This is a genomic window from Neotabrizicola shimadae (assembly GCF_019623905.1).
In the GTDB taxonomy this organism is placed as follows: Bacteria; Pseudomonadota; Alphaproteobacteria; order Rhodobacterales; family Rhodobacteraceae; genus Neotabrizicola; species Neotabrizicola shimadae.
Genome location: NZ_CP069370.1, coordinates 3,729,594 through 3,748,786 on the forward strand (window position 1 = coordinate 3,729,594; position 19,193 = coordinate 3,748,786).

The following is a 19,193-nucleotide window of genomic DNA, read 5'->3' on the forward strand; positions in this document are numbered from 1 at the left end:
TCAGGCCACCCAATGGGAGGACTTGATATGAAACCGCTTTTCGCCGCGGCCTTCGGCCTCGGCATGGCCGCGCTTGCCGCGCAGGCCGACGAGTTGAAGCTCGCCAACTTCATGGCACCGACCCATCCTTACGTTGCCGGCACGCTGGAGCCCTTCGCCGCCAAGGTGGCCGAGGCGACCGGCGGCACAGTCACGGTCAAGCTCTACAACGGGGGTGAACTGGGCGCCGGCCCGGCTGACCAGTATTCGCGCGTCGTGGACGGTGTTGCCGAATTCGCAATCGGCTTGCCGGGTTACACGGCCGCCAATTTCCCGCTGACCCTGCTGACCGAACTGCCGGGCGTGCTGACCGAAGAAGACGGCACGGCGGCGATCTGGAAGAACATCGACCTGTTCCAGCCCGAATACGAACGGGTCAAACTGGTGGCGCTGTGGTCCAGCGCGTCGAACCTGCTTTACACCCGGGACAAGGCGGTGCGCACGCCCGCCGACATCAAGGGCATGAAGATCCGCGTCCCCTCGCGCAATGCGGGCCTGGAAGTCGAGGCCTGGGGCGGCTCGCCCGTCTCGATGCCCGTGTCGGAAATCTACAACGCGCTGCAGACCGGCGTGATCGACGGTGCCATGATCGACGGCACCGCCACCAAGGCCTTCAAGCTGGGCGAAGTGGCGAACTACCTGACCGTGGGCATGAACACCACCATATCGCCCTTCTTCATCCTGATGAACCGCGATGCCTTCGACGCGCTGACCCCCGAACAGCAGGCCGCCGTCCTGGAGGCCGGCAAGGAAGCCTCCGTGCTTGGCAACCAGGTGCAGCTGACCGAGGCCGCCAAGGGGATCGAGGCTTTCGCCGCGATGCCCGGCAAGGAAGTGATCAGCCTCTCTCCCGAGGAAGCGGCTGCCTTCAACGACCTCACCGCGGGCGTGACGACCCAGGTCGTGGCCGAGACGGGCGGCAATGCCCAGGCCATCGTCGATGCACTGAAGGCGAAGTAAGTGGCCGCTGGCGGCCCTCAGGCCCGGTCGAAACTCTTCGACCGGGCCAATCTCATCCTCGCCGCGGCGGCCGGGTTGAGCCTTCTGTTCATGGTCGCGCTGATCGCCGCGGGGGTGGTGATGCGCTACCTCTTCGCCCTGCCGATCCTGGGCGTGAACGAAATCGTGCAACTCACCGCCGTGGCCGTCGCCATGCTGGCCCTGCCCTGGTGTACAGCCGAGGGCGCGCATGTTCGGGTCGATGTGCTGGACCCCTTCATCGGCCGTTGGGGGCGCTTCCTTGGCGATGTGCTGTCGCGGGCGCTTTCGGCCTTCGTGCTGGCGGTGCTGGTCTGGCGCTCTGCGCTCAAGTCACTGGACGCGCTGAAATACGGCGATGCCACCAACATGCTGTCCCTGCCGATCTGGCCCTTCTACGCCATGATTGCGGCCGGGATGGCGCTCTGCGTGCTGGTGCTGCTGGGTCAGCTTGCCCTGATCCTGAAAGAGGGGCCGAACCATGTCTGATGTCCTGGTCGGGCTGTGCGGCATCGCCGCCATGTTCCTCCTTATGGCCTTCCGCACGCCGGTGGCCTTCTCGATGCTGATTTCGGGCTTCTTCGGGCTCTGGATCCTCGAAGGCTTCAAGGCCGCCGGAGGCGTGCTGCTGACCGAAAGCTATGCCGCGGTTTCAAGCTATTCCCTGATCGTCGTGCCGATGTTCGTGCTTCTGGGTAACGTCTCCTCAGCCGCGGGCTTCTCGCGCGGGCTCTACGATGCCGCCTTTGCCTGGGTCGGTCGCTTCCGCGGCGGGCTCGCCTCGGCCTCGGTTCTGGGTTGCGCGCTGTTCTCGGCGGTTTCGGGCTCGTCGGTGGCCTGCGCCGTGACCATCGGCAAGGTCGCCCTGCCGGAAATGAAGCGCCTCGGCTACGGCCAGGGTCTTGCCACCGGCGCCATCGCAGCTGGCGGCACGCTCGGCTTCCTGATCCCGCCCTCGACCGGTTTCGTGATCTATGCCGTGTTGACCGAGGAATCCATCGGCCGGCTGTTCATGGCCGGCATCCTGCCCGGCCTCCTGATGATGGCGCTTTTCATCGTCACCGTCTGGCTTGTCTCGGTATTCGATCCGGCGGCCGGCCCGCGTGGCCCGGCAGTCACCTGGCGCGAACGCTTCAGCCTGATGCTGGGCGCCGCGCCGCTTGTGGCGGTGATTGTGCTGTCGATCGGCGGCATCTATGTCGGCGTCTTCACCCCGGTCGAGGCTTCGGGCGTGGGTGCGGCGCTGGTGATCCTGCTGGCCCTCGCGCGGCGCGCGCTGACCGCCTCCGCCTTCCGGGCCGCGCTGTTCGACACGGTCAAGACCTCGGCCATGCTCTACATGGTCGTCATCGGGGCGAACGTGCTGAACCCGTTCCTCGCTGTCACGCAGATCCCCACCGCCCTGGGCGAGGGGTTGGCGGGCCTTGGCCTTGGCCCCTACGGATCGCTCCTCGTCATCCTCCTTGCCTATGTCGTGCTGGGGATGTTCCTTGACGGGCTGTCGATGCTGGTGGTGACGATACCGATCGTCTTTCCGGTCATCCTGGCCAACGGTTTCGATCCGATCTGGTTCGGCGTGGTGGCGGTGATCGTGGTCGAGATGGGGATGATCACCCCGCCAGTCGGTCTCAACGTCTTCGTCGTCAAGGGCGTCGCGCCCGATGTGCCGATGTCCGTGATCTTCCGCGGGGTCATGCCCTTCCTGATGGCCATGATCGTGACGCTTGGGCTGATCATCGCCTTCCCGCAGATCGCGCTCCTGATCCCGGACACGATGTTCGGCTGACCTCGGACAATTCTTGCCAGATCGTTAAAGCGATCTGGCAAGTCATTGATTTTCCTAATGTCACATGACCGTCCGAGCTCGGACGCCCTCAGGCCGCCGGGGCCTTGAGCACAGCCCCGAGGAAGCCGGCCACCTCGGCCAGGAGGTCGGGCTGGTCGAACTGCGGCGTGGCGTGGCCCGCGCCTTCGACAAGGCGCAGCCGGGCGCGCCCCTCGCCCGCGATGGCGGTGATGCGCTGCGACAGCATCACCGAATGCTGGACCGGCACGATCGGGTCCATCGGCGCGTGCAGAAGAAGGAACGGTGGGCAGGCCGGGGTGACCCAGGTTTCAGGATTGGCCGCGATGACCTGGCCCGGAACCGTGGTGGGAACGCCGCCAAGCAAGCGGGATTCGGGGCTTTGCGGGTCAAGGTGGTCCGCCTCGCCTGCCCCGGTCTGGATCAGGAACTGGTCCATCTGGTCAAGCTTCGTGGGACCGAAGAAGCTGACCACCGCCTGCACGGCGCTGGAGGTCTCGGCATGACCCATTGCCGGGTCTTCCATGACCGGCACATCGTTGGTCATGCCCGCAAGCGAGACAAGGTGCCCCCCGGCCGAGCAGCCCCAGGCGGCAAAGCGCGCCGGGTCGAGGTCATGGCGTCCGGCATGGGCGCGCAGCCAGCGGATCGCGGCCTTCACGTCATGGATCTGCGCGGGAAAGCGCGCCTCCGACGACAGCCGATAGTTCACCGAGGCGACGGCGAAGCCCTGGGCAAGCATCGACAGCGGCGCGTTCAGCTGGACGTCGGCCTTGTCGCACATCATCCAAGCGCCGCCATGGACATAGACAATGAGCGGCCAGCCCGAAGCCGGGGCCGGGCCATCGGGAAGATAGAGGTCCAGCTTCTGGAACGCACTGGCCGAGGCATAGGCCAGGTCGAGATTCCGGCGGGCGACATGCGAGGTGTCGGCGAAGGGCAGGACATAGATGCCGTTCGGGCCATCGGGGGAATTGGGATCGGCCATGATCAGGCGGCTTTCCTTTTGGTGCGGGGAGTGTTCTGCCAGGTGTCGAAACCGACGGCGGCCAGCAGCACCAGCCCCTTGACGATGTACTGCGCATAGTTGTTCAGGCCGACCAGTTGCATGCCGTTCGACAGCACGCCGAGGATCAGCACGCCGGCGACAAGGCCAAGCATCTTCCCCTCGCCGCCCTTGAAGCTGATGCCGCCCAGGACGGCGGCGGTGATGGCAGTGAACTCGGTGCCCGGCCCGGTAGACGAGGCGGCCGAACCGGAGCGGGCAAAAAGCACCACGGCGGCGATGGCAGAGAACAGGCCGCAAAGCGAATAGACGGCGATCTTGACCTTGATCACCGGGATGCCGGTCAGGAAGGCCGCATCCTCGTTGCCGCCGATGGCATAGATCATGCGGCCGAAGGACGTGACATTCAGGATGAAGGCAGCTAGCGCCACGCAGGCCAGCATCAGGATCACCGCCACCGGCACCGGGCCAAGATAGCCCTGGCCAATGAACTTGAACGAGGGCGGCAGGTTGATGATCGCCTGCTGGTTCGAAATGATGTAGCTGAGCCCCTGATAGACCGTCAGCGTGCCAAGCGTGACGATCAGCGAATGGACCTTCAGCGTGATGGAAAGAAGGCCGTTGGTCAGGCCCATCGCCACGCCGCAGGCGATGCCCAGGGCGATGGAGGGCGCGACCGGAACGTTCAGCCATTTCATGAACACCGCGGTCACGACGCCCACCACCGACATTTGGTAGCCGATCGACAGGTCGATCCCGCCAGAGATCATTACGAAGGACAGGCCGACCGCGGCAATCACCACGTAGGCGTTCTGCATCAGGATGTTGGTCAGGTTTTGCGGTGTCAGGAAGACCGGCGACAGCGCCGAAAACAGCGCGATCAGGCCCACGAGAACGAGAGGGATCACGAAGAGCCGCAGGCGGGGGATCAGGGTCGCGGCGAAGGTGGATGCGGGAGCGGTGGTCATGCGGCGGCGCTTTCGGCAAGGCCCGAGGCGAGGGAGAGCACACGCTCGGGCGTGGCCCCGGCCCGGGGGATCAGGCCGGCGGCGCGGCCCTGGTGAAGGACGAGGATGCGGTCGGACATGCCCAGCAATTCCTCCATGTCGGACGAGATCATCAGGATGGCGAGGCCCTCGGCGGCCAGTTCGGCCATTAGCCCATAGACCTCGGCGCGGGCGCCGACGTCGATGCCACGGGTGGGTTCGTCGAAGATGATGACCCCGGCCTCCGCGGCCAGTGTCTTGGCGATGACCACCTTCTGCTGGTTGCCGCCCGAGAGGTTCTTCACGCGCTGGTCCAGCGAGGGCGCCTTGATGCGCAGCCGGTCCCGGAAACGGGCGGCAAGGTCATCCTCGGACCGGCGGTTCACAAGGCCAAGGCGCGACAGGCGGCGCAGCGCCGCGATGGCGATGTTCCATCGGATCGGCTTTTCGAGGAAGACGCCCTCCTCCTTGCGATTTTCCGGCACAAGGCCCAGCCCGGCCTTCAGCGCATCGCCCGGCGAGCGGAAGCGGACGGCAGCGCCGTTCATCATCATCGTGCCACCATCGGCGGGAACAGCGCCGCAGATGACCTTGGCGAGTTCGGTGCGCCCGGCTCCGACGAGCCCCGCGACCCCTAGCACCTCGCCCCGGTGCAGCGCGAATGAGATGGGTGCATTCCCGTTGCCGGCCAAGCCCTTCAGTTCCAGTGCGATCTCGGGGCGCGGTGCAGGTCGGTCGGGGTAGGATCTTGTCACTTCGCGGCCGACCATCAGGCGGACCAGTTCGTCACGGTCGGTGTCGGCGGTGGCGAGGGTCTTCACGAAGCGGCCGTCGCGCAAGACGGTGATGCGGTCGCAGATCGCGAAGATCTCGTCCATCCGATGCGAGACGTAGAGGATGCAGGTGCCCGTCGCTCGCGCCTTGCGGATGATCGCGAACAGGCTTTCGACCTCGGCCATCGACAGGGGGGCAGTCGGTTCATCCATGATCAGGATGCGCGGCCTCTTGGCGATGGCCTTGGCGATTTCCACCAGTTGCTGCTGGCTGGACGGAAGGTCACGCACCAGTGTTGCCGGCGGGATCGCCACGCCCAGGTCGGACAGAAGAACCGCCGCCTCGCGTTCCTGGGCAGCGCGGTCGGCGCGCCAGCCGCGGGGCTGGCCCAGCCAGATGTTCTCGGCCACCGAGAGCGTGGGGACGAGGTTGAATTCCTGGTAGATGACCTCGATTCCCAATGCGCGGGACAATGCGGGCGTCAGTGAGTCGTGGCCCTGGCCGGCGATGGCGATGCGTCCGGTGTCGGGCGCGATGGCGCCGGCGATGGTCTTGATGAGTGTCGATTTCCCTGCACCGTTCTCGCCGATGACGGCATGAACCTCGCCGGCGGCGAAGCTGACCGAGACGTCGTCCAGCGCGACAACGCCCGGCCAGGTCTTCGTTATGCCGGTCAGGGAAAGAAGGGGCGCGGCAGCGCCCGTTCCCTGGATGTCCATCGGATCAGTTCGCTTCCGGGCCGGCCTTGGCGATGGTGTCCTTCACCCATTTGCCATAGGGGGTCTGCCCTTCGCTGAGCGCCTTCATGATGGTAAAGGTCGCAATCGGCAGATCAACCTGCTGGCCGTCGAGCATGGGGCCGACGATGCGGATGGTGCCACGGAACACCGACTCGTTGTTGGCCGAGGCGTTGATGGTTTCCTGCACGGGCGGCGACCAGTCGCCGGTGAAGACGCCGAACTTGGCGTGATCGACCTGCGCCTGTCCCATGACATATTCGTTCACGCCCATGGCGGTGTCGGCATTGTAGGTGAGCACGGCATCCAGATCGGGGTTCTGCAGCAGGAGCGTTTCCATCACCGAAGTGCCCTGGGCGGTGGAACGTGCCTCGGTGGGCGACGTGACGATCTCGGCCTTGCCCCACTTGGTCATGGTGTCGATCATGCCCTGCGAACGGTTCTTGGCATCCACCGTGTCGGTGGCCGGGATGATCGCGACCTTGGCCCCGCCCTCCGGGAAGGTGGTGGTCAGCCAGTCGATCGCCATCTCGGCGGCCTGTTCGCCGGCGTTGTACTGGTCGATGTTCATCATCACGTCATAGACGCCGGTGTCGGTGCCCTGGACCAACACCTTGATGCCCTGCGCCTGGGCGCGGGCGATGACGTCCTGCACGTTGTTCGGGTCGACCGGCATGATGTCGATGACCTTCACGCCCATGGCGATGAAGTTCTCGATCTGCTCCATCTGCTTGACCGGGCTTGCGCCGGCATCGGCGATTTCAAGCCGCATGCCGGCGGCTTCGGCCTGTTTCTGCACCTCGGAGGTAAGCCAGCCGAGGAAGGGATTGGTGGTGTCGGGCACGGCAAAGCCGATATCCACCGATTGCGCCGAGGCAGTGGCCGGAACCAGCGCGGTGGCAAGGGCCAGGGCGCCAAGCGCCGACAGGATGGTGCGTCGCAACAAGTCAAATCCTCCCTGACGCGGAAAGCGCAGCGGCTCCGCGGGTCATGTCATCGTGGTCAGGTCTGCGGCCGCGCGTCCCGGGCTTTTCTACAGCGAGAGAAGCGGCCATCCTCCGGTGAATCGAACTCGCCATTCGATCCAAATGGAACGTATGATGGCGATCGCGAGTCGTCAATTCTGGATTCGGCCCATATGGAACAATCAGACCTCGATCCAGCCGCCCCGCTTGCCCGCAGCGAGAGGCGTGTGCTGCAACTTCTGCGTGAGCGCGGCGAGACCAGCATGGCGGAACTGGCGCGCATTTCGGGTCTGGGCAAGGCCACTGTGTCTCGTGCCGTGGCGGCGCTGCGCCAAGGCGGGCTGATCGAGGAAACCGGCGCCGATTTTCGCACAGCACAGGCCGGGCGGGCCGGGCGGGCGATCCGGCTCAGGCCCGACAGCGGGCTGTCGATCGGGCTGGCCATCGGGCCAGAGGCGATCACCGGGGTTCTGGCGGATGCGGCCAAGCAGGTTCGGGCGCATCTGGTGATTCCGGCGCGGCCAAGTGAGCCGGAAGAAGGTGTTGCCCTGGCAGCGGCGGCGATCGAGGCGATCCTCAAGGAAGCCGGGGCCGACCGTACGGCTCTGGACGGCATCGGCATCGCCGTGGGCGCGCCGGTCGTACCGGGCAGTCGGGTTCTGGGGCCATCGTCCCTTGCCCCGGCGTGGGAGGGCTGCGCCATCGTGGACGGGCTGGAGGCGCGGTTTGGCCTGCCGGTGTATCTGGACAATGAGTCAAACTGCTCGGCCCTGGCAGAGGTGCTGTGGGGCGACGGAGCGGCCGGCGGATCTTTCGCGTTCCTGAAATTTGATCTGGGCGTCGGCGGGGCGATCGTTCTGAACGGGACGCTGCATCGTGGCCGTAGCGGGCGAGCGGGCGAGTTCGGCCATCTGTGCCACGACCCCAACGGGCCGCCCTGCGCTTGCGGTGGCCGGGGATGCTACGAGCAATACCTGTCGGTGCGGTCCTTGCTGGAGCGGGTTGCCGCAGCGGGCGGACCGGCGGATCTGGACACCGTCCTCGCGCTCGCAAATGCGGGGGATCCGGCGATCCTGGAAGTAGCGGCACAGATGGGCCGGCTTGCAGGCGACCTGGTGGTGCAGGTGGCCCTGGCCATGGATCCGGATCGCTTCCTGTTGTCGGGCAATGTCACGCTGTTGGGTGATGCCTTTGTGCAGGCGCTGAACCAGCGGCTTCACGACCGCCTTGCGGGAGCGGGGTCGGTCACGGTCGGCCGTGCTGCAAGGGTGCTGAGCGCAGGCCTGGCGGTTGATGAACCGGCTCTTGGCGCCGCAGGACTTGTCACGATGGCCGGTAACGCCGGAGGCGACGGCGTCCCGCTTCGGAACGGTATCCGAGATGACGGAGCCTCGGTTCCCGTGCCCCTTGCAAGACAGGCCCCTTGATACGCGATCGGGAAGTTGCCGGTCGAGCGGGCGTTGTTTCGCAGATCCCGTGACGGCCGCACCATCCCTTTCCCTGGACAGACCTATCCCATGCGCTGCGTGAGCGGCGTCCCGAGGGAAGTGAAGCGCTTGAGGATGGCTGCCCTGATCGGACGCTCGGCCACTTGGCAGTCGAAGTCCCGAGCAGTGACGCGTTCACCCAGGAGCTTGAGGCAGCGCATCTTGGCTTCGGCCAAACTCCGTCGGTGGTAGCCGGTCCAGCGCTTCTAGATGGCTCGGCCAAGGCGGCGGCAACTGCGGAGCGCCTCGTTGCGCGCGGTCGCTCTTGCCGCCTGTTCCTTCCAGGGCTTGCCGTTCTTGCGAGGGGGATTGACGGCGGCTGCTCCGCGTTCCGCGATCGCTCCGTGGCAGGCGCGGGTGTCATAGGCGCCATCTGCTGTGACGAAGCCGATGGGCTGATCGCCCGGGATCTGGTCCAGCAGGTTGGGCAGCATGGGCGCATTGCCGACCCGGCTGCCGGTGATCTCGATGGCCCGGATTTCCGGCGTCGCGGCATCGATGCCGAGGTGACCCTTGCGCCAGCCCCGTGGCTCGGACGGCCCAAGTTTCCTGGCTGCCCACTCGCCATCGCTTTCGGCCGTCACACCCGTGCTGTCGATCAACAGACGCAGCGCGCCAGTGCTGGGCCGGTAGGGGATGTGGACCGTCAGCGTTTTCTGGCGACGGCAAAGGGGCTGAAACTCGGCACTGGCCAGTCCAGCCCCGCGAGATCGTGCAGGCTCGCCACCATCCCGGTCGTCTGCCGGAGCGGCAAGCCGGAGAGCGCGTTCAACGTCAGGCACGTCTGGATCGCGGCGTCAGTAAACACCGGCCGATGGCCGCGCTTGCCGGTCGGCGCGGCTATCCATTCTGTCGGAGGATCGAACCAGATCGTCAACGACCCGCGCCTCGCCAGCGCAGCATTGTAGTCATGCCAGTTCGTGGTGCGATAGGTAGGGGGCTTCGGTCTACTCATGCAAACCAGCGTTCACGCTGGATTCGCTGCGTGAATCCTTCACCACATTTGCGCAACAAAGCCTCCCTGCGCGACAAACTGTGATCCCGGCGGAGGGGTATGGCAGAGCCCCCAGGGGAGGGCGAGGCGCGATCCTTCGTTGCCCAGCCCGCCTTCAGGCGAAGCTGTCCAGAACATTGGCGACTTCGGGCGCCAGGTTCATCTCTGCGGCGCGGAAATAACCGCAGGCCCCCAGAGCCGCGCGCACCGCAAGCTGTTCGTCCAGGTGAAGCCAGACGACCGGAAAACTCAGAATCCCGGCCGTGCCTTCAGGCTCGGTCCCGACCGCGCGCCCATGCAGGATGCGTGGATTGGCGAAATCCCCGATCGACAGGACCGAAAACCAGGCCGAGCGGCGATAGCGAATCTCTTGCACCTGGGCGAAAAGCTTGCCGTGGCGGGTATAGGCCGTGCCCTCATAGGTCATGCGGCGGGGCAGAGCGAGAGCCGGGCGCGGAAAGCGTTCGATCTGGCGGATGACGATGCCCCCCGCCTCGGTCCGCATCCGGATCAGGCTGCGGTAGTAAAGATCCACCTCGGACTCGGGCCGGAAGATCAGGTGATAAAAGCCCATCGAGACGCGCGGCACCGCATCGCCGGTGTTTAGCCGCGTCAGAGCCTCGCCATAGGGATCGGGTGCATGGCCCAGACGCGGCGGGCGCAGTCGGATCAGCTCGCGAAAGCGGTCGTGATCCAGCATGACCTCGTGATCCTCGACCCCGAAGTAATCGCAGATTCGCCGCAGACTGCGTAGCGAGGGCATACTCCCTCCGGCCAGATAGCGATGAAACTGCGTGCGATTGACCCCGGCCTTGGCGCAGATTTCCTTGACCGAGGGGGCATAGCCGGTCAGGAAACGCAGGTTTTCCGTCAGATTGTCCTTGGTCATGGACGCCCTGTCGCGATTTGTCCGGTTTCCATATCAACCCGCGACGTGCCTTGGGTCAATCCCATATTGTTTGGCGCCCGGCCCGGTGTCAGATTTGTTTCACACAAGATAACAGGGTTCGCGGCACGCGGGTCACCACAAGGCGGGCAAACCGCCAAGGGACCAGGGCCGCTTTGCAACACGGATCAGGACCTGAGCCCGGTTTTCGGGAGCGGCCTCGTCATGCGCAGACCCTTGGAAGGACATGCGATGACGACCCAGGCCGATATCCTCATTCACAACGCCAAGGTGCTGACCGGCGATCCCTCTTGCCCGCGTGCGGATTGGGTGGCCATCTCGGGCCGCAAGATCCAGAGCGTAGGCCAGGCGGATCAGGCCCCGCCGCTGGGCCCGCTGACGCGGCGGCTGGACGGGCAGGGCGCCACGCTGACCGCCGGTCTGAACGACGCCCACCTGCATCTTTTCGGCGGCGGGCTGTCGCTGGCCGATCTGTCTTTGGCGGGGGTCATGGGGCTTGATGCCTTCCGCGCGGCGGTGAGCGACTACCGCGCCCGGCATCCGGGCTTGCGCTTCTTGGCGGCTCAGTCCTGCGATTACCACATCGTCTCGGCGGAAAGCTTCCCCGACCGACATATCCTCGACGACCTCTGCCCCGATATTCCGATGATGGTCATGGCGGTGGATTACCACACGGCCTGGGTCAACACCGCCGCGCTGAAACTGGCGGGGATCGAGCGGGGGGCGGATCTCTCGCCCGGCAATGTCATCGTGCTGGATGACGCGGGCAATGCCACCGGCACTTTGTTGGAGTTCGAAGCCATCGACCTCGTCCGCCAGGTGAACCCCGCCGCCGCCCGCCATTTCTCTGCCGCCCAAGACCCCTTCCGCCGCCCCAATGTGTCGGAGGCCGACCGCTCCGCCGACCGCGAGACACTGTGGACCGCCCTGACCCATTGCGCCGCGCAAGGCCTGACGGCGGTGCAGAACATGGACGGCAGCCTCTATCAGCTGGAGCTTCTGGCCGAGCTGGATGCCAGCCGGGGTCTGCCCGTCCGGGTGCGCGTGCCCTTCCATATCCAGCAGGGCCATGGGCCAGCGGATCTGGCCCATGCTGTGCGCTGGCGCAAGGCGCATCAGTCCGAGATGCTGCGCTGCGACTTCGTCAAGATCTTTGCCGATGGAGTGATCGACTCGGGCACGGCTTTTATGCTGGAGGATTACAGCCACACCCCGGGCAATCGCGGCACGGCCCTCTTTTCCGACGAGGAACTCAACGCCATCATCACCGAGGCCGACCGGCTGGGCTTTCAGGTCGCGGTGCATTGCGTGGGCGATGGGGCCGTGCGCCAGGTGCTGAACGCCTATGAGGCGGCGCAAAAGGCCAATGGCCGCCGCGACAGCCGCCACAGGATCGAACATATCGAGGTCATCGACCCCGCCGACATTCCCCGCTTTGCCGAGTTGGGCGTGGTGGCCTCGATGCAGCCCACCCATACGCCCGAGGGGGGCGAGGGCTACCTCGACCTCATCGGCCCCGCGCGCGGGCGCTATGCCTTTGCTCTGGCCGATCTGCGGGCCGCGGGCGCGGCCTTTGTCTTTGCCACCGATTGGCCCGTAGCGCCCTTGGAACCCGGGATCACGCTGGCCGCCGCCGTCCATCGCCCCGACTGGTCCTCGGGCGGGCCGGTTCAGCGGGTGGACCTTGCCACCGCGCTTTACGGCATCACCGAGGCCGCCGCCTGGGTGGCCTTCGACGAGGCCGCACGCGGCCGCATCGCCCCGGGGTTGGCTGCGGACCTGACGCTTTTCGATCGCGACATCGAGGCGGCCGACGAGGCCGGCCTGGCCGAGTCCGGTGCGCGGCTGACCATCTGCGCGGGTCGCCTGACCCACAACAACCTGTAACGGGGCGCCGATGAACAGCCCGCAGAAACCGCTCTTCGCGCCCTGGGATGATCCGCAGGCCCAGCCCCTGATCCGCTTTCAGGGCGTCTCCAAGGCCTTCGGCACCTTCACCGCGATCGAGAACCTCACTCTGGACATCTATCCGCGCGAGTTCTTTGCCCTGCTTGGCCCCTCGGGCTGCGGCAAGACGACGATGATGCGGATGCTGGCGGGGTTCGAGACGCCCACCGCGGGCTCGATTTTCCTCGATGGCCGCGACATCGGCCATGTGCCGCCGCATCTGCGGCCCGTCAACATGATGTTCCAAAGCTATGCGCTGTTTCCGCATCTGTCGGTCTGGGACAACATCGCCTTTGGCCTGAAGCGCGACGGCATGGCGAAACCGGCCATGGCGGCCCGCGTGGAAGAAATGCTGCGCCTGACGCGGTTGGAGAAATTCGCCCGCCGCAAGCCCGACCAGATCTCGGGCGGGCAGCGGCAGCGGGTGGCCCTGGCCCGCGCGCTGGCCCGTGCGCCGAAATTGCTCCTCCTGGATGAACCCCTTGCCGCGCTGGATAAAAAGCTGCGGCACGAGACCCAGTTCGAGCTGATGGACATCCAGGAAAAGACCGGCACGACCTTTGTGATCGTGACCCATGACCAGGAAGAGGCCATGACGGTCGCAAGCCGTATCGCGGTGATGGACCATGGCCAGCTGATCCAGGTGGCGACGCCTGCGGGCATATACGAGACCCCGAATTCCGTCTATGTGGCCGATTTCATTGGCGATGTGAATATCATCCAAGGCTCGGCCACCGCCGTCCCCGGCGGCTATGACATCGCCCATGCCGAGGGCCTTCCGCCGATCCGTGCCGTCCATGAGGGCAGCCTGACCCCGGGGCAGAGGGTCTTTTACGCGCTGCGCCCCGAAAAGATCTATGTCTCGGCCGAGCCCGACCCCTCGCGCCCCAATCAGCAGCGCGGGCGGATCATCGACATCGCCTATGTCGGCAATACCTCGACCTATCACGTGCGGCTGTCCAACGGGCAGATGGTCAAGGCGCAGATGACCAATGCCAAGCGCCTGTCGCGGCGCGATTTCGGCTGGGAGGAGGAGGTCTGGCTCAGCTGGACCGACACCGCCGGCCTGATCTTGGAGCGCTAGACATGACGCTGCGCCGCTTCGTCCTGATCGCCATTCCCTTCACCTGGCTGGTGGTGCTGTTCCTCGTGCCATTCCTGATGGCCTTCAAGATCTCGCTGACCCAGACGGCCACGGCGATCCCGCCCTATACGCCGACCTTCGATGCGGCCTCGGGGTGGCAGGGGCTGAAGGACTACCTGGGCCAGCTGAGCTTTGACAATTACGAATTCCTGACCACGGATGACCTTTATTGGAAGGCCTATCTTTCCAGCCTCTGGATCGCGGCGCGGTCCACCGCGATCACGCTGCTGGTGGGCTTTCCCATCGCCTATGGCATGGCCCGCGCGCCGCGCCACATCCAGCCCACGCTGGTTTTGCTGGTCATCCTGCCCTTCTGGACCTCTTTCCTGATCCGCATCTATGCCTGGATGGGGCTTTTGGCGAATGAGGGGCTGATCAACCATTTCCTGATGTGGACCGGGCTGATCTCCGAGCCGATCGTGATGCTCAACACCCCCTTCGCGGTCTACCTGGGCATCACCTACGCCTATCTGCCGCTGATGGTGCTGCCGCTTTACTCCACGCTGGAGCGGCTGGACGCATCGCTGATCGAGGCGGCGCAGGACCTTGGTTGTTCGCGCGTCAAGGCCTTTTGGCTGGTGACCGTGCCCTTGGCGCGGCATGGGATCGTGGCGGGCTGCTTCCTGGTCTTTATCCCGGCGATCGGAGAATTCGTCATCGCCACGCTTCTGGGCGGCTCCTCAACCCTGATGATCGGCAAGGTCCTCTTCGAAGAATTCTTCGCCAACCGCGATTGGCCGGTGGCGGCCTCGGTGGCGGTGCTGCTTCTGTTGATCCTGATTGTGCCGATCATGGCCTTTCAACGCGTGCAAACCCGCCTGCAAGAGCAGGAGGCCCGCGCATGAACGCACGCATGAGCTGGTTCAACGTCACAGCCGTGGCCCTGGGTCTGGCATTCCTCTACCTGCCCATGCTGATCGTGGTGATCTATAGCTTCAACGCGTCCAAGCTTGTGACCGTCTGGGGCGGGTTTTCGACCCATTGGTATGGCGTCCTCTTCGCCAATCAAGATTTCCTGGATGCAGCGATGGTGTCCGTGCGCATCGGCCTCATGTCTGCGACGCTGGCCACGGTGCTCGGAACCATGGCCGCCTATGTCATGGTGCGCGGTGGCACATTCCCGGGAAGGACGCTGTTTTCCGGCCTGGTCTATGCGCCCCTCGTCATGCCCGAGGTCATCATGGGCTTGTCCATGCTGCTTCTGTTCATCGCGGTGGGGCTGGACCGCGGCCAGGGCACGATCATGCTGGCGCAAGCCACGCTGGAGATGTGCTTCGTCTGCGTCGTGGTCTCATCCCGGCTCGCCACCCATGACAGGGCAATGGACGAGGCCGCGATGGACCTCGGCTGCACCCCAGCCAAGGTCTTTTGGCTCGTGACGCTGCCCAATATAGCGCCCGCGATCCTGTCTGGCTGGCTTCTGGCCTTTTCAATGTCGTTGGATGATCTGGTCATGGCTTCCTTCACGTCGGGGCCTTCTTCGACCACGCTGCCCTTGCGGCTCTATTCCTCCGTGCGTACCGGGGTCTCGCCCGAGATCAACGCCCTGTCTAGCCTCGTCATAGGGGTTGTGGCGCTTGGTCTGGTCACCACGGCTGTGATCAACCGCAAGACCATGCAAAGGCGCCATCGCCGCGAACCCGATGCCGCCCAAGTTTCCAGGGCCACAAGAAACGGCCATCATATCCAACTAGGGAAACAGCGATGAAACTGCCTACAGCCTTGCTTCTGGCCGCCGCCTTGGCCTGCCATGTCCTGCCCGCCTCAGCCCAGGACGACACGCTACGTATCTATGCCTGGGCGGGGCTGTTCGATGACGTGATCCTGAATAGCTTCACCGATAAGACCGGCTACAAGGTCACCTATGACAACTACGACAGCGACGAGACGCTGGAGACCAAGCTTCTGTCGGGCGACACGGGCTATGATTTCATCGTGCCCTCTGCGACTCCTTTCCTGCAGCGCGAGATCGCAGCCGGGGCGATAGAGAAGCTGGACAAGAGCCTCATCCCCAACTACGCGCTGCAATCGCCCGAATTGCTGGAGCTGTTGAAGCGCGCCGATCCGAAGCTGGAATATGCGGCCATCGGCGGCTGGGGGACCAATGGGCTGGGCTATAACGTCGACAAGGTCAAGGCGCTGTTTCCCGATGCGCCGGTCGACAGTTTCGACCTGGTCTTCAAGCCTGAAAATGCCGCGAAACTGGCCTCTTGCGGGATTGCTGTGGTGGATTCTGCCACCGATGTTATCCCCTTGGTGCTGAACTACCTGGGTCTCGATCCCCAGACGCAGAGCGCCGATGACCTCGACAAGGCCATGGCTCTGCTGGATCAGATCCGGCCCTATGTCACCTTGGACAAGGGGCGCCTGATCACCGACATGGCCACGGGCAATATCTGCGTCGCCATCGGCTATTCGGGCGATATCCTGCAGGCCAAGGCGCGCGCCATCGAGGCGGGCAATGGCCAGAAGATCGAGTACGTCCTGCCGAAAGAGGGCACGATGGCCTGGATCACGACCCTGGCCATCCCCAAGAATGCCCCCAATCCCAAGGCGGCCCATGCCTTCATCGACCACCTGCTCTCGCCCGAGATCTCGGCCCATCTGACGGTGACCTTGGGCTATGCCAATGGCGTCCCGGCCTCGCGCGATCTTCTGCCGCCCGAAATCGCGGGCGACAAGACGATCTTTCCCGAGGGCGAGGTCCTGGCCTCGCTCTTCGTCACGGGCACGGTCGAAGACACGCTGAACCGCCAGAGGAACCGCGCCTGGACGCGCTTCCGTTCGGGCGAATGACACTCCCGCCCCGGCCCGACAGGCCGGGGCCTCCCCCCCCTGTTCCCGGCCAAGTGCTGGGGTCTTCTTGACCGGAGCTCGCCATGACGGCCGCCGATCTGCTTGTTCATACCCAATCCGGCCCCGTGCGCGGCTTTGTCCAGAAGGATGGCTGCCTGGCCTGGTTGGGCATCCCCTATGCGCAGCCCCCGCTTGGTGCCCTGCGCTTTCGCCCGCCTGAGCCCGTGATGCCTTGGGCCGAACCGCTGGAGGCCACGCGGTTTGGCGCGGCCTCGGTGCAGACCGCCATTCCCGAGGCCGAGGATATGCTGCGCGACCTTGGCGCCGATCCTGCTGCCGCCCCCGATGTGGTGGGGGATGAGGATTGCCTGACCTTGAACGTCTGGGCGCCCAACCGGGACGGGCAAAAGCGGCCCGTTTATGTCTGGATCCACGGCGGGGCCAATCACCTGGAAGGGAGCCGCCTGCCGATCTATCACGGCGACGCCCTGGCGCTCCGCGGCGATGTGGTCGTCGTGTCCCTGAACTATCGCCTTGGCCTTTTGGGCTTCATGGATGTGGAGCCCGTCCTGGGGCCGGATTATCGCGGCGCCTATACCAATGGGCTGAAGGATCAGCTTCTGGCGCTGCGCTGGATCAAGGCCAATATCGCGGCCTTTGGCGGCGACCCCGATAACATCACCCTGGGGGGCGAATCCGCGGGGGGGATGGATGTCAGCTGGCTTCTGGCCTCGGGGCGGCTCAAGGGGATGATCCGCCGCGCCGTGGTGATGAGCAATGTGACCGGCCCCGCCGGCATGGGCGGCGACGGCCCGCGCTATCGCCATGCGCCCGAAACCGTCCGTGAGATCAGCCTGGATGTGATGACCCGCGCCGGGATCAAGGACGCCGACCGCCTGCTCAATGCCCCCGCCCATGAGCTTTGCCGCGCCACCGGTCAGATCGACTATGAGGCCGAGCTTTTCGGCCTGGACGGCCAGTTCTACCCCGGCCTTGACGGCGACATCTGCCCCCAGGTGCCCATGCAGGCCGTGGCTGAGGGCGCCATGGCGGGGATCGATCTGATGATCGGCTATACCAATTACGAGGCCGGGCTTTGGCTGCAATGGGATCCTGACCTTGACCAGGCCGAGCCCGCCTGGATGGCGGAACGCTTTGGCTTTCTCTCGGCCCAGACCCAGGCCGAGGCCGTGGCGGCCTATGCCCGCTTTTTCCCCGAAGAGACCCCAGGCGTGCAGGGGATGCATTTCGTCTCTGACGTGGGCTTCACCCTGCCCACGACCTGGTGGGCCGAAGCCGCCTCGGCGCAAAGCAGGGTCTGGATGTATCGCTTCGACATGGAGGTCGATGACAAGGTCCGCGCCATGCATGCCGCCGATCTGCCCTTCTTCTTTGCGCGCCCCTTTACCCCGGCAGGCGAAGAGCTGATCGGCCCCACGACGCCCGAAAACACCCCGCTGCGTCAAAGGCTTTGCGACCAGATGGCCGGGGCGCTGTTGGACTTCATCCGCGATGGCCAGCCCCGCGACTGGCCGCAATACGACCGCGCCAAGGGTCAGACCATGATCTTTGGCCCCAAGACCCACCTGGCCGCCCATCCGCTGGGCGCCCGCAAGGCCTTTTGGGACGAAACGCTGCTTGCGCGTTTCACCGGCCGCAACCAAGGAGCCCAAGATGTATGACGAATTGCTCTCTCGCCCCGATGACGAGGACCGGTTCGGTCTGCGTTTGGCCATGCGCTTGGCCGTGACGCTGGGCCCGGACGAGGACCTTGGCCGGACGCCCGATGGCTTGCGGCGGAATTATCCGATCAGCGGCGGGCGCCTGCGCGCCTTTGCCCCGGATGGGGTCGTGTCCGAAGGCGAGGTCATCGGCTCTGGCGCCGATATTTCCGTCCTTCGTGACGATGCCATGGCCGTGGTCGATGCGCTTTATCGCATCCGGATGGACGATGGCACGGTGATCGTGGTGCACAACAAGGGGCTCTATGACGAGCCCTCCTTTGGCCCGCGCGGCCGCAACTACCTGGTCTCGCGCCCCGATTTCATCGCGCCCTTGGGGGCCCATGACTGGCTGAACCGCAGCTTCTTCATCGGCACGGTGGATGACTGGGAGGGTGGCGTGCTGGTCTCGGTCTATGAGGTGCTGATCTAGGCCGTGCGGCGAAACTTGGCGAGGAGGCGCTGCAGCTCGCGACGTTCCTCCTCTGTGAGGCCGGCGAAAAGCCGGTCCTCATGCGCGGCCACGGCGGCGCCTGCGACACGCGCCAGTCGCTGACCCTCGGCTGTGGGCATCAGCGCATGGCGGCGCCGGTCGCCCGCGACGGGGGCGCGCACGATCAGGTTGCGCTCTGACAGCTCGTCGATCAGCGTGACCAAGTTCGATCTTTCGATCTGCAGCGCATCGGCCAGGGCGCTTTGCGTCAGGCCTGGGGTCTGCACGATCACCGTCAGCGCCGAAAAGGACACCGCCCGAAGCCCCAATTCGCCCAAGACCCGCGCCAGATCGGCCTGGATGAGCGACAGGGCGCGTTTCATCTCATAGCCCAAGAAGACGGAAAGATCCTGGTCGAGGTCGTCGATACGGTCGGTATGGGTCTGTGTCATGGTGCGAAAATAGCGAAATCGCG

17 protein-coding genes and 1 pseudogene are annotated in these 19,193 nt (G+C 65.2%); 11 read left to right on the top strand and 7 right to left on the bottom strand.

Annotated features, from left to right (window positions below):
* Positions 1-27: 27 nt before the first annotated feature.
* The 3 genes from JO391_RS18080 to JO391_RS18090 are packed head-to-tail and all read left to right on the top strand — an operon-like array spanning position 28 to position 2,803.
* Positions 28-999, top strand: coding sequence for a TRAP transporter substrate-binding protein (locus tag JO391_RS18080; RefSeq protein ID WP_220661819.1), 972 nt, complete (start codon positions 28-30; stop codon positions 997-999).
* Positions 1,000-1,506: a TRAP transporter small permease gene (locus JO391_RS18085; protein ID WP_259444749.1), complete on the top strand. Its 507-nt coding sequence runs from the start codon at positions 1,000-1,002 to the stop codon at positions 1,504-1,506. It begins immediately after the preceding gene.
* Positions 1,499-2,803, top strand: coding sequence for a TRAP transporter large permease (locus JO391_RS18090; protein ID WP_220661820.1), 1,305 nt, complete (start codon positions 1,499-1,501; stop codon positions 2,801-2,803). The genes JO391_RS18085 and JO391_RS18090 overlap by 8 nt, the downstream gene beginning before the upstream one ends.
* Before the next feature lie 88 nt (positions 2,804-2,891).
* On the opposite strand, the gene JO391_RS18095 is transcribed toward JO391_RS18090, so the two are convergent.
* The 4 genes from JO391_RS18095 to JO391_RS18110 are packed head-to-tail and all read right to left on the bottom strand — an operon-like array spanning position 2,892 to position 7,267.
* On the bottom strand, positions 2,892-3,809 hold the full coding sequence (locus JO391_RS18095) for an alpha/beta hydrolase (protein WP_220661821.1): 918 nt from the start codon (positions 3,807-3,809) through the stop codon (positions 2,892-2,894).
* Between the two features lie 2 nt (positions 3,810-3,811).
* Entirely contained in the window at positions 3,812-4,795 is a 984-nt protein-coding gene (locus JO391_RS18100; RefSeq protein WP_220661822.1) for an ABC transporter permease, read from the bottom strand.
* Positions 4,792-6,306 (bottom strand): sugar ABC transporter ATP-binding protein, encoded by a 1,515-nt coding sequence (locus JO391_RS18105; RefSeq protein WP_220661823.1) that lies wholly within the window; start codon positions 6,304-6,306, stop codon positions 4,792-4,794. The genes JO391_RS18100 and JO391_RS18105 overlap by 4 nt, the downstream gene beginning before the upstream one ends.
* A gap of 4 nt (positions 6,307-6,310) precedes the next feature.
* Positions 6,311-7,267, bottom strand: a complete 957-nt coding sequence (locus JO391_RS18110; protein WP_220661824.1) for a sugar ABC transporter substrate-binding protein — start codon at positions 7,265-7,267, stop codon at positions 6,311-6,313.
* 195 nt (positions 7,268-7,462) lie between these two features.
* On the opposite strand from JO391_RS18110, the gene JO391_RS18115 reads away from it, so the two are divergent.
* Complete coding sequence (locus JO391_RS18115) at positions 7,463-8,716, top strand: ROK family transcriptional regulator (protein ID WP_220661825.1); 1,254 nt, start codon at positions 7,463-7,465, stop codon at positions 8,714-8,716.
* A gap of 83 nt (positions 8,717-8,799) precedes the next feature.
* Here JO391_RS18115 and JO391_RS18120 read toward each other — a convergent pair.
* Positions 8,800-9,731 (bottom strand): annotated as a pseudogene (locus JO391_RS18120) (IS5 family transposase).
* Positions 9,732-9,885: 154 nt separating this feature from the next.
* Positions 9,886-10,659, bottom strand: a complete 774-nt coding sequence (locus JO391_RS18125) for a helix-turn-helix domain-containing protein (protein ID WP_220661826.1) — start codon at positions 10,657-10,659, stop codon at positions 9,886-9,888.
* Between the two features lie 249 nt (positions 10,660-10,908).
* On the opposite strand from JO391_RS18125, the gene JO391_RS18130 reads away from it, so the two are divergent.
* The 7 genes from JO391_RS18130 (at position 10,909) to JO391_RS18160 (ending at position 18,718) form a co-directional block, all read left to right on the top strand.
* On the top strand, positions 10,909-12,564 hold the full coding sequence (locus tag JO391_RS18130) for an amidohydrolase (protein WP_220661827.1): 1,656 nt from the start codon (positions 10,909-10,911) through the stop codon (positions 12,562-12,564).
* A gap of 10 nt (positions 12,565-12,574) precedes the next feature.
* Positions 12,575-13,708, top strand: a complete 1,134-nt coding sequence (locus JO391_RS18135) for an ABC transporter ATP-binding protein (protein ID WP_220661828.1) — start codon at positions 12,575-12,577, stop codon at positions 13,706-13,708.
* 8 nt (positions 13,709-13,716) lie between these two features.
* Entirely contained in the window at positions 13,717-14,613 is an 897-nt protein-coding gene (locus JO391_RS18140; protein ID WP_220664620.1) for an ABC transporter permease subunit, read from the top strand.
* The gene (locus tag JO391_RS18145; RefSeq protein ID WP_220661829.1) at positions 14,610-15,476 is read left to right on the top strand and encodes an ABC transporter permease; all 867 of its coding nucleotides are present in this window, start codon (positions 14,610-14,612) and stop codon (positions 15,474-15,476) included. The genes JO391_RS18140 and JO391_RS18145 overlap by 4 nt, the downstream gene beginning before the upstream one ends.
* Complete coding sequence (locus JO391_RS18150) at positions 15,473-16,564, top strand: extracellular solute-binding protein (protein ID WP_220661830.1); 1,092 nt, start codon at positions 15,473-15,475, stop codon at positions 16,562-16,564. Before JO391_RS18145 ends, JO391_RS18150 begins: the two co-directional genes overlap by 4 nt.
* 83 nt (positions 16,565-16,647) lie before the next feature.
* Positions 16,648-18,246, top strand: coding sequence for a carboxylesterase/lipase family protein (locus JO391_RS18155; RefSeq protein WP_220661831.1), 1,599 nt, complete (start codon positions 16,648-16,650; stop codon positions 18,244-18,246).
* Entirely contained in the window at positions 18,239-18,718 is a 480-nt protein-coding gene (locus JO391_RS18160) for a DUF3237 family protein (RefSeq protein ID WP_220661832.1), read from the top strand. Before JO391_RS18155 ends, JO391_RS18160 begins: the two co-directional genes overlap by 8 nt.
* On the opposite strand, the gene JO391_RS18165 is transcribed toward JO391_RS18160, so the two are convergent.
* Positions 18,715-19,170: a MarR family winged helix-turn-helix transcriptional regulator gene (locus JO391_RS18165; RefSeq protein ID WP_220661833.1), complete on the bottom strand. Its 456-nt coding sequence runs from the start codon at positions 19,168-19,170 to the stop codon at positions 18,715-18,717. The two genes, JO391_RS18160 and JO391_RS18165, sit on opposite strands and share 4 nt — an antisense overlap.
* Positions 19,171-19,193 lie beyond the last annotated feature (23 nt).